Raw genomic sequence first — 11363 nt, forward strand, 5'->3', positions numbered from 1 at the left:
TTTACTCGATAACGCTCTCGGTCCCGTTGCTCCAGGATCTGCTGATCCAGCGCCTCCAGTACCTGCTTCATCGCACGAGCGAATTCCTCCTGCATTTTCCGGAAAATCCATTGCTCAATCTCTTTCATCGTCGGCATTGTTGTGGTAAAGTGGCTCACAGGAGCTTCCTCCTTCTTGGTGTGTTGTGCGTCAAACATCACTTTACCAAGGGAGAAGCTCTTTTTCTATATCCGCTTTTTCCAATTCCTACACCCACAGAGATTTTACACTATCCCCTTCCAAATCTCCCTCAAGATCGAGATATTTCTGGCGGAGCATCTCCAATTGGGTTTCATCAGGTTCCCAGTATCCCCGTTGATGGCTTTCCAGCAACGTTTCCACCAGCCCGTGATATGCCCAGCGATTGTTCTCCTCCATCTGCCGGCTTCGCTCTTCGTCGGCAACATAGGTTTCATGGAGCTGGTCGAACACCCAGGGCTCAACTTTGCCGGTGGTTGCGGCCAGTCCCAGCACGTACTCGACGCGCTTGGCGATTTGCTGCGCCCCGTGATAAGGATGCTGGAGCAAGGCGTCTATCCATTTCGGATTGATCAGCCGGGTACGTACGCCACGAGCAATTGAATGCTCTGCCGATTCGGTGACGGGTTGCTCTAAGGTTGAATCTGAAATATGAATCTCCACCGGACTTCCCTTCACCATCGCTACCGATTTGGAGAGTCCGCCAAAATACTCGTAATAATGGTCGGAATCCGTTACCTCCCATTCATGGCTGGAACGTATTTGCGACACGACATCCACGGCCATCAGACGGATGCGATAGAGTTCCGGTTCCGCTTGACCGCGTTCCCTCAAGCTGTAAACAAACTGCTGACTGTCCGCATAAGCCTGGCCCAGTTCAAACTCGTCGCTCCACTGCTTCGTTTCGATTAATCGGGTCATATTCGTGCCGTACTGGCCCTCCGCGGGTCCAAAAATCCGAGCATTCGCCAGATCCCGCGCACGTTCCGGTTCATAGCCGCCAGCCAGCAGCTGCTCCTCCGTCTTGCGGGTGTGAACCTTAAACCAATTAAGCTCATCCGGCTCCTCCAGCTCGGAGACCCGCTGAAAGATCCGGTTTAAATCCTCTAACAAATTAGGGAACATGTCGCGAAACAAACCGGTCATATGTACCACCACGTTGAGGCGCGGGCGGCCAAGCTCAGACAGCGGGATGATCTCATATTCGGTCCGAAATGACCCGGCTTCGCCTCGGACGCGTACTCCCATGTAGCGAAGGATCTGTCCGATCGTCTCCCCTTGCGTCCGCGAGGTTTCAATCCCCCACAAGACAACAGCCGTTGTTCCCGGATATTCTCCATATTGCTCAAAATACTGACGGATCGAGTTTTCGGCGATGCGCGCCCCCCGTTCCACAGCGGTCACACTAGGTACAGCCCGCGGATCAAAAGCGTAGAGATTGTATCCCGACGGCATCACTTCAGGCGAGCGGATTGCATCACCAGCCAGCTTAGGACGAAGATAACGTCCCTCCAACGCCTTTAGCATGCCTTCCAGCTCTTGGTTGTTGATGGAGCTCTCATAGGCGCGATACCCGAATTCCAGCGCTTGCCGCACCGCCTCCTGCCACTCCGGCGGCTCATTTGACACACTAGCCGGAAGCGCCTTGGTGGACAGGTAATCATGGACCAGCTGCGCAGCCGCCTGATCGAGCCGGTGTAATTCGTCCGTGTGCCCTCCGGCGCTCAGCTCCTCCACAACAAATCCCTCTCGCTCAGCCAGTAATCCCCGCAAGGAACGGACCGTCCCCCGTTCGTGACGAAGCACAAACCGCATATAAGCAGCGGCCGCTTCATGATCATACCCCTCTCCCAGCACATGCAATCCGCTTGGGATCAGGGAACGCTGCATCCGGTACAGCTCCTCCTCCATCTCCTCCGGCGTCTGTGCAGCAAAATGAAGCGCTTCGCCCGCCTCTCGCAGCTTGCGAAGAAGATCCCCGCAGCGTTCAGGATCCATCTGCTGCGCCTCACGATATTCATGCAGCAGTGCATCCAGGTTCGCCCATTCGCCGTACAGCTCCGCCTCCGTAAACGGAGGGGCCTGATAGCCGACCAACACCGCATGACTGCGGCGTTTCGCGATCATTGCTTCCGAGGGGTTCCCCACGTAGTAGTAATAGAAATGAGGAAGATCCCCGATAAAATCGTCCGGCACGCAATCCCCTGACATTCCGGCTTCCTTCCCGCGCTGAAACTCCAGCGTCCCGTGAGTCCCGATATGGACGACCGCATCTGCCCCCCACTGCTCACGAATCCATTGATAAAAGGCCGTATATTGATGAGTTGGAAGCAAGGATCGATCGTGGACGGATTTTTCAGGATCCTCGTGGATCCCGCGAGATGGCTGCAATCCAATAAAAATACGGCCATTCACGATCCCTGGAATCAGGAAGTTCTCCCCTTCCGTCATAATCTCTCCCGGAGGCTGCCCCCAGCGTTCTACAGCTTCCTTGCCCCAGGCACGGGCGGCTAGTTTACCCGCAAAGTCGGCATCCGTGTAGCGGATCATTTGACCGTCTGTCTGATCCAACGACGTCCACTGACCGGAGTTCACCAGCCCCCCAGCTACGAACCGGGAACGCAGCTCTTCCGCAGTCATCTCCTCGGTTTCGTAGCCTTCCTCCCGCAATCGGGATAACAAGCGGGCAACCGATTCAAAGGTATCCAGAAAAGACCCGCCAAACACATTCGCCTCACCGGGAGGATAGTTATAGCAAATCAGAGCCAGCTTCTTCTCCCGGTTGGATTTGCTGCGAAGCTCCAGCCAACGCTTGACGCGCTGAACCAGCTTCTCCACCCGCTCGGGAATCAATGCCAGCTTGTTCAAAGCGATCCCCAGCTCAGGATCTTCCCCCTCAGGGCGCAAAGCGGCAATGGGATAGGTCTCAATCGCCCCGTCCAGTTCCGGAAGCACAACCTGTACCATGAGTTGGGCAGGATTTACGCCTCGGACAGACTGGCGCCACTCCTCCTCGGTCGTACCGGACAAGAGGAACGGATGCAACATCGGTGCTCCCAGCTCCTCAAGCCAGGTTACCGCTCCGTCCGCATGATCCCGAGACCCCATGCCGTTCAGGGGCTTTTTTCCTGCCGAAGCTCCCCCTCCGCCCGGACCAATCCCTAAACGGAATGGAAGCAGGTTCACGATCAAATCAACGGACCGACCTCCCTCGGTCAAAAGTTGGCCCAGCCGATCCAGCGATATATTCATTACGGAAGGAAAAACGATCGGTAAACAATCGGCAAACTCCTCGATTTGGTTCATGATCTCCCCGACGCACTCGCTGATATCCTGTAGATTCCCATTGCCGATAAAAAACAGCGCCACCGTCTGCCGCTCTCCCGAATATCCTCGGCTGTTTCGATAGTCATTTAGACTGGCGAAGCGGGTTCCGGTTGCTGGCTCAAGAATGCAGATCTCTTGGAGAAAATTCGGCTCGGTCGGAGCTGGCAGCAGATCGCAACCACCGTATTCCCGGCCGGACAAACTGAGCAGACCTACCATATTTGCCGTCCCGCCGCCCCGCCAATATTCTGTCATTTTCGTATAACGATCGTAGTCTGTGCGGCGATCCTGCCCATCCAACCCTTCCTCCAAATTCGTACCCGTATGGGATAAATCGTTGGCACTCAGTTGACCTAATCGGAGCAATGAGCGAATTTCCGCGATATCCCCGCCGACAGGAACAATATGTGCGGTTCCTTCCTGGAGGACTTTCTTGATCAGCTCCACGCTTTCCTTTGGAACGCCGTGCGCATCAAAAATGATCATATCGAAGGCATTCGCTGTAAGCTTTGTTTTCAGGTCCGCCGGTGCATCGACGGTCTCGTTGCCACCCGGATCAACGACGGTCAGCTTCAGTTGCTGCCGCTGAGCTTCATCCAGCCTGCGGTACGCCGCTGACAAATGGGCTTGCGATGCTTCGTTGTTTGTGATGACGAGGATGTTCAAGCTCTCATCTCCTTATCTTTTCATATCAAATCGGCGGTGTATGTCCTTTGTTCCTGCGGCCAATTTCCGAACGGCTTGGGCAATTTGTCCGGCCTCCAATTCCTCCAGCCGGATATACTGTGCCCCCAGCGCTTCTGCCAGCTTGCGGGCATAGCCCAGTCGAACGAATCCTTGCTCCGTATCGATCACCAAGGTCTGAATCCCATAGGCAGCATAACGCATGCCTGCGGATTGGATCTCCCGCCACGGGTTAAGCCCCGAAGCGGCCCCGACATTGACTTTGCCATCCGTCAGGATGATCATCGCCGGTACAAGCCCGCTTCCTTTACGCAACAGCGTCTGAAGAGTGGCCTCTCCTTTCTCCAATCCGGCAACCAGCGGAGTTTTCCCGCCTACGGGCATCGACTTCAATCGACGCTCGGCCAGCTCAACGCTGCGCGTGATATCGAGCAGCAGCTCGGCTCCGCGGTCGCGAAAGGCGACCAGTCCCACGCTGTCACGCTGCCGGTAAGCATCGCGCAGCAGCGACAGTACCGCTCCCTTGACCGCCTTCATCCGCTTGGCCGCATTCATCGAACCGCTGGCGTCCACAACGAAGAGCAAAGCCGTCCCTGTCCGGCTTTCCCGCACCTTGACACGCAAATCGCTGTATTCGATAAGCACGCTTGGACGTGGTCTCCCTTCGCCTCGGTCCGACGCTTGCTGCCGCCGTGCCTGTTGATAAGGCGCGGCGGCCCGCAGCGTGGCATCCAGGGCCAAATCAACGACCGGACCGCGCAGCGCCTCCGCGCGGATATAACGTCCGGCTCGGCTGCCTTCGCCTGCCTGATTGCGTTTGCCCGCTTGGGCTTGGTGAGAGCCGGTGCGCGGCGGAGTAAAGGTAAGGCGGCGGACCTCAAAGTCCCGTCCCACCGCCTCAACAATGGCGCGTGCGGCAGCCGCCGCTGCGCCCTGGCCGCGCCGCTCGCCGGAGCCCGCAGCCTCGCTCCCGTGGACTGGGCCGTCGCGCAGAGGCGCGGGCTCCGGTGTGGCTGCCGCGGCCGCTTCGCCTTCGGCCGCCGCCGTGCTCGGGCCGCCGCCACCCGGCGCGCGGCTTGGCGCCGCGGGCGGCTGCGGCTGCGGCGGCGATTCCGCCGCTTGGCCGTCGTCCAACGGCCCGCGCTCCGCCCCTGCCGCTCCATCTCGCGGCAGGTCCTCGCCGGCGGCGCGCATTCGATGCGGCAGCACGAATGCGGCCGCTTCTCGCAGGTGCGCGGCGGCGACCTCCGACTGGCCGTCCCAGGCGGCCAAGGTTCGGGCCAGCTCCGCCAGCACCAGCTCCGCGCGGTGGCCGGGGCAGCCGGCCTCCGCAGCAATTTCGGCGGCGAGCCGCTGCATCGGCTCGCCGATCCGCACCGCAGGCAGGTGTGCCCGCGCCTGCGCGAGCCGCTCCCGAAGCGCCTGCGATTCCGCGGCGAAGGCGTGAACGAACCCGCTCGGATCGCGCTCAAATGCAAGCCTGCGGCGGACGATTTCGGCCCGTTCGGCCGGATCGGTTAACGTCGAAACCGGCACGTACAGCCCCCAACGATCCAGCAACGCATTGGGCAGCGATCCTTCTTCCGGGTTCATCGTTCCGTACAGCCGGAATGAGGACGGCACCCAGCTCGGCTGCTCTCCCTCCGCCTGATCATATCCATCCTGCTCAGCAGCAGAAAGAATCGCTCGCAAGATGCTTTCGCGCATCAGATTCACTTCATGAATCGTGAGCCAATTCCCATCCGCTTCCCGAAGCAGGCCCGGGACAACCCGTCGCTCACCGAAGCGGATAGCCGCCGCCGTATCGATTCCGCCAAACAATCGTTCCTCATCAACGTGAAGCGGAATCGTCATCCCTCTTTGATCCCGCAACAGCTCAGCTAAACCACGAATCATCGTGCTCTTGGCCGTACCGGGTTCCCCGACCAACAGAACTCCCCTCAGCGTTGGGTTGACGGCATGAAGCAGCAAGGCTAATTTGGCTTGTTCTTGCCCCACCACCGCGCAGAAGGGGTAAGCATAAGCTTCAGACTGCATTCGAAACCTCCGCCATCAGCTCATCAAGCAGTTGCACCATTTTCTCCGCATGGATTTCTCCGTCCTCAAACGGCCGTTTCCGCATCCGATGCGGCATGACTAACATCGCTGCCTCCACCATATCCTCCGGTTGGACTCGGGTACGGCCTTCCCAAGCGGCAAGCGCCATGGCTGTTTTCATCAAGGTAATGTCTGCGCGATGACCGTCCACCCCCAGGCGAATCCCCACTTTGGCGGTCCATTCCAGCAGTTGGTCGGTGGGCTCGATAGTTGCAAGTCTCTCGCGCGCGCTCTCGATGCGTTCATTCAGCTGTTGTTGTTCCTGTTCATACTCGCGGCGAAAAGCGGCTGGATCCGCCTCGAAGGCCAGGCGGCGCTTGACGACTTCCATCCGATCCGCTATCTCGCGTTCTCCGGCCACTTCTACGGACAGCGCAAAACGATCCAACAGCTGGGGCCGCAGTTCTCCTTCTTCCGGATTCATCGTTCCGATCAGAATAAAACGAGCGGAGTGCGAATACGACACTCCTTCCCGCTCCACGGTGTTTACCCCCATCGCAGCGGCATCCAGCAACGCATCTACAATCGCGTCATCCAACAAATTAATCTCATCCACGTACAAAATATGACCGTCCGCTGCAGCCAGCAAGCCGGGTTCGAAACGCTTCTCCCCTTCACGGATCGCGTGTTCGATATCCAGCGTGCCGACCACCCGATCCTCCGTGGCGCTCACCGGAAGGTTGACGACCCGAAGCCCCGGCATCAGATCGGCAAGGGCACGGACTGCCGTTGATTTGGCGGTGCCTTTCTCGCCACGAATCAACATTCCGCCTAACCGCGGCTCAACGAGGTTTAAGAGCAACCCTTTTTTCATGGCTTGCTGTCCAACAATTGCGGCAAACGGATACACTTCCGGTTTCCCGTTCATCTTCATCCTCTCCCGTTACTCCTTATTTTCGATGTTCCTGTCTTTATAGCAGTCCCGTCACCAAACAGCTTAAGCGAGCGGTTGCGGGATCCTGTACAATTTGTCCTTTCACGCCAAACACTTCACCTAATGTTTGCTCGGTTAGCGTATCTGCCGGTGATCCGCTGGCATAGACCTCCCCTTGACGCAGCACCAACAGTTCGTCGGAAAAAGCAGCGGCATGATGCATATCGTGCAGCACCATGAGGATGGTAATGCCATACTTTCGGTTCAACTCGGAGACCAGCTCCAAAATTTCCCACTGATGGCTGACATCCAAATACGTTGTTGGCTCGTCAAGCAGCAGCAGCTTGGGCTGTTGCGCCAAAGCCAAAGCGATCCAGGCTCGCTGGCGTTCTCCTCCCGACAAAGCAGACAGCTTCCGTTCTGCAAACGATAAAGTCCCTGTTTGAGCCAAGGCCCAGTCAATGACCTCCTCATCCTCCCGGCGAAACCCGGCCCAAGCTGGTTTATGAGGGAAGCGACCAAAGCCAACCAAGGTGCGTACCGTCAGGTCCGGCTGCTTCTCCTGGCTCTGCTGCAGCATGGACAAATATTGAGCAAGGCCTCGTCTGGAATAGCTTGAGAGGGGCTTGCCGTCCAACAAAATCGTGCCGCGAGCCGGCTTGAGTTGTCCGGAGATTGCCTTCAATAAGGTACTTTTACCGCATCCGTTCGGCCCGATAATGCTGTAGATCTTGCCTTTCTCTGCCCTCCAGCTGATCTGCTCGATGACCGTACGATCGTTGTACCTAACAGCCAAATGATCCAGCACTAACGCGGTCATTCGCCTTCCCTCCTTAACAAATACAGAAAAAACGGTGCCCCCAGCACTCCCAGAATGATGCCAACTGGAAGCTCGATCGGTGCAAACAACAAGCGGGCCAGCGTATCACATACGGTCACCACGGCGACGCCCAGCAAGGCAGAGGCAGGCAGTAACAGACGATGGTCACTGCCGATAAGCAATCTCGCACAATGGGGGACGATCAGTCCTACAAAACCAAGCAACCCCACCACGCTTACCGCACTAGCGGCTAGCAGCGTGGCGACTGCCGTGAGGATAAGCCGCGTGGCTTCTACTCTCACCCCAAGTCCCCGTGCATTGGCATCACCTAATGCCAGCAGATTGAGGTGCACCGCCCCTAACAGCGCCAACGCCGTGCCTGCCAGCGAATAAGGAAGCATCATATGCAGCTCCGGCCAGCTTTTGGCTGACAAGCCGCCAACGAGGAAGACAAGCGCGCCATTGACACGGTCGCTGTAGAAGGTGAGCAGTGCCGAGATGCCTGAACCAAGAAACGCGGATACTGCCACACCTGCCAGGATCAGACGAACCGGCTGAACCCCCTGTTTCCAAGCTAACACATAGATGATTGCAGCTGCGGCTGAAGCTCCGAGGAAGGCAACCGGCGTCAACCATGGCCAGGCCTCCGGATATAAGATCAGAATCATAATGCCAAGCAGCCCGGCCCCAGAGGAGACGCCGATGATATGCGGGTCAGCGAGCGGATTCCGCATAACTCCCTGTAAAATAACTCCCGATAAAGCCAGATTTACGCCAACCAGCGCCGCAACCAACGTACGGGGCAATCGGATATTCCAAATTACTTCTTTCAGTGGGCCGTCGTACCCATGAAACAGATACAGCCAAACTTCTCTCGCTGGGATGAAGACGGCTCCCGTCCCAATGCTCCATACGATCCCAACCACCGCTGCCAACGCGATGATCGCTAGTACAAGCCCTCCTCTTGCTGCCGATAATGACTTGGTCTTAGTTGCCATTTCCATGTCCAAAAATTACCGGATACACCAGTTTTGCTAAATACTCTACCGACTCGTTGAACCGAAATCCCGGATTGGAGAGCAACAGGTCGGAAGGCAGAATCGCCATATGTTGTTCCTTGACCGCACGCAACGAGGCCCAAGCCGGTTGACTCGCCAGGTCGGTTTCGATGATCTTCTCCCCTTCCTCGCGAGCCCCATGAATAAGCAGGAACACATAGTCCGGATCCAGCTCCACAATTTTCTCCATACTAAAAGGAGCTGTAGTTGGGCTCTTCTGAGATGGCGTTAGTGTTGCCGCCACGTTGTTCATATGTAGCAGGTTAGCAACTTCCAGTCCTACCGTATTCTCCCGCTGAACTGAAATACTGCTGGGCGTCACGTTCAGCATGATAAAGCTAGGCGATGAACCCGTCGGCACCTTCGCGGTCAGCTCTTCGATTTGACCTTGTAACTTCGCCAGCGCCTCAGATGCTTTCGTCTCCGTACCAGCTAATTTACCGAACAGCAGCGCCTTCTCCCTTAAATCCTCATACGTGCTGAGATTAAATAACGCTAGCGGAACACCGCTGGCTTCGAGTACGCTCGCCAGATCACGATGAAATGCCGTTGAGCCCATGACCAGATCCGGTTTTAGGGACAGTAGTTTTTCAGTATTTACCGAGGTCATGTTCCCCACATCTTCAATCGACTTTGCTTCCTCCGGCACAGCTCCCCCGGTTGAAGTCGCGCGGGCGATAGCAGTACCATCCACGGCATACAATAAATCCAGCAGCTGTGGAGAAAGAACGATGATCCGCTGAGGACGGGACGAAAGTGTGACCTCGTGTCCAACATCATCTGTAAAGGACAGAAACGTCTCGCTCTTTCCTTGATCCGTTACCGTTGCAGCCTCTGTGGCTTGCACCGTTGTCACCGGCGAGCTGGTGATCGTCGTCTCCCTTGCCTGACTGCCCGCAGGTGACCCGCACCCCGAAGTCAAAGCCAGTAGCATACTCCCCAACACTCCACCTGCTAGCAGCTTGACCGTTATGCTTTTAGATCCTGTAGCTTGCGTTTGATTCATATTTTTAAGTTTCTCTCCATTCCTTAATCGTAATTATTACGATGTAGACAGTATAATCAGACCTTCTTTTTATTGTCAATCCATATTTTAGTGGGGAATTTTGACATATTTTATCATCTTATATGTAACAGTTACGATTTGCAGAGGGTTGAAAGGTGGTTGAGGAGTCTATTGGGGAGGATCCAGGCTGAGGTAAACGTGGACTTTTCACCGGGAAAAAATCACAAAAAAAACTGGCGGGAGTACGATCACCACCAGTCCTCAAAATGTTCCTCTAGAAATTTAACTTCTTGCTCGTAGTGAGCTAGATGTCCTTCTTCAACTAATTTCTGAAAGGCCGGATCACCGGCAGCAGCGCGCTCAGACAAGGTCTTGCACATAGTTTGGATTCGCGAAATCACCCAATCCTTAAGGTGATCTGGAGCCTCCATGCCATAGGCTTGGAAGAATAAAGTAATCCTTCCCGCATGACGGTCCCGCAGGTAAGAAACAACTTGCCGTTCCGTGTCTCCTGGCGAAAAACCAGCGAGAGGAACCGACGTGTACAAAGTGTAGGCTATGTCCCACAGCCTTGGACCCGGCCCAGCCATATCAAAATCGATGAGGCCTACAGGCTGACGGTTGTAAAACACAATATTGTACAGGGCAGCGTCGTTATGACAAACGACCTCATGCCTCGCTTCATCGGGATAACGGTTGACCGATTCATGGGGGGGCACAAACCCAGATGTAGCTTCATGATAGCTTCGCAAGAGTTTCGCTAACTCGGTAAGCACACGGTCCGACCACATGTAGATGTCCAACTCGGGGTAGTTGTCCCCCGGTACATCGCCTTCAAGATAAGTAAGCACCTCTCTCCCCTGATCATCTTGTCCTAAATATCGTGGGGAGTGGGCAAACCCTTGGACTACCAAGTGTTTGAGCAAGTCATACACATATGGATTCGGTTTCGCATTCCTGCGTACGGTTCCCCCTACTTTTACAACCTGATTGATATTCCCACCGTTCAACATTTCTTCGTGTTCGGACAAGATATCAACCTCCCATCGATAGTTCTACTTCGGAAATGTATTCGAAATTTCATGTATAAATTGGCGCTAGCGTCGAAAAATCCGAAATGTATTCGATTTTTCATATAGATTTGCACTAGCCTTGCACCAAACCTGACATGAGAAATTACAGAAAAATTGTTTGTAAAATATCCTAAATATGGTTGNTATTACTGGTATTCTTCTGGTTGCTCATAAAAAAATCTCCTATTGTTAAGGTGTAGGCATGTTACCCACTCCATAACAGAAGGAGACCATAGCATGGGTAACAATAACTCAAAATCAGTCATTTGTAAATGCCTAAATTTGCTGAATGTCGGAGAATACCGCGGCCTGCTTGCCGACCATCGCACTCGCAAACTTACAACCGGTAAAGCCATTCAGATTTTTGTGGAGTCTCAGCTTGCAGGGCGTACCAGCTATGATGAAA

Annotated in this window: 8 protein-coding genes; all 8 read right to left on the reverse strand. The window is 55.4% G+C overall.

The features are described from left to right. The coding region (locus M891_RS25470) for a UPF0236 family transposase-like protein (protein WP_198032060.1) at positions 1-158 on the reverse strand (158 nt) is incomplete at its 3' end. Between the two features lie 88 nt (positions 159-246). After that, entirely contained in the window at positions 247-4011 is a 3765-nt protein-coding gene (locus tag M891_RS0121505) for a cobaltochelatase subunit CobN (RefSeq protein ID WP_028540218.1), read from the reverse strand. A 12-nt stretch (positions 4012-4023) separates the two neighbouring features. Beyond that, complete coding sequence (locus M891_RS24365; protein ID WP_051417162.1) at positions 4024-6066, reverse strand: VWA domain-containing protein; 2043 nt, start codon at positions 6064-6066, stop codon at positions 4024-4026. Further along, on the reverse strand, positions 6056-6994 hold the full coding sequence (locus tag M891_RS0121515; protein WP_028540219.1) for an ATP-binding protein: 939 nt from the start codon (positions 6992-6994) through the stop codon (positions 6056-6058). The genes M891_RS24365 and M891_RS0121515 overlap by 11 nt, the downstream gene beginning before the upstream one ends. 43 nt (positions 6995-7037) lie before the next feature. Beyond that, a complete protein-coding gene (locus tag M891_RS0121520; protein ID WP_028540220.1) occupies positions 7038-7820 on the reverse strand; it encodes an ABC transporter ATP-binding protein in 783 nt (260 codons plus the stop codon). Continuing rightward, the gene (locus M891_RS0121525; protein ID WP_051417166.1) at positions 7817-8818 is read right to left on the reverse strand and encodes a FecCD family ABC transporter permease; all 1002 of its coding nucleotides are present in this window, start codon (positions 8816-8818) and stop codon (positions 7817-7819) included. The genes M891_RS0121520 and M891_RS0121525 overlap by 4 nt, the downstream gene beginning before the upstream one ends. Further along, complete coding sequence (locus tag M891_RS24370) at positions 8808-9812, reverse strand: ABC transporter substrate-binding protein (protein ID WP_051417165.1); 1005 nt, start codon at positions 9810-9812, stop codon at positions 8808-8810. Before M891_RS24370 ends, M891_RS0121525 begins: the two co-directional genes overlap by 11 nt. Before the next feature lie 320 nt (positions 9813-10132). After that, positions 10133-10915, reverse strand: coding sequence for a phosphotransferase (locus M891_RS0121535; protein WP_028540222.1), 783 nt, complete (start codon positions 10913-10915; stop codon positions 10133-10135). Positions 10916-11363: the final 448 nt, after the last annotated feature.

The sequence above is a fragment of the Paenibacillus sp. J14 genome (assembly GCF_000518465.1).
In the GTDB taxonomy this organism is placed as follows: domain Bacteria; phylum Bacillota; class Bacilli; order Paenibacillales; family Paenibacillaceae; genus Fontibacillus; species Fontibacillus barengoltzii.

What these genes read in the sequence shown, in the direction of transcription:
- M891_RS24365 (WP_051417162.1), bottom strand. Translation starts at nt 6,066, where the DNA reads ATGCAGTCTGAAGCTTATGCTTACCCCTTCTGCGCGGTGGTGGGGCAA.
- M891_RS0121515 (WP_028540219.1), bottom strand. Translation starts at nt 6,994, where the DNA reads ATGAACGGGAAACCGGAAGTGTATCCGTTTGCCGCAATTGTTGGACAG.
- M891_RS0121520 (WP_028540220.1), bottom strand. Translation starts at nt 7,820, where the DNA reads ATGACCGCGTTAGTGCTGGATCATTTGGCTGTTAGGTACAACGATCGT.
- M891_RS0121525 (WP_051417166.1), bottom strand. Translation starts at nt 8,818, where the DNA reads ATGGCAACTAAGACCAAGTCATTATCGGCAGCAAGAGGAGGGCTTGTA.
- M891_RS24370 (WP_051417165.1), bottom strand. Translation starts at nt 9,812, where the DNA reads ATGCTACTGGCTTTGACTTCGGGGTGCGGGTCACCTGCGGGCAGTCAG.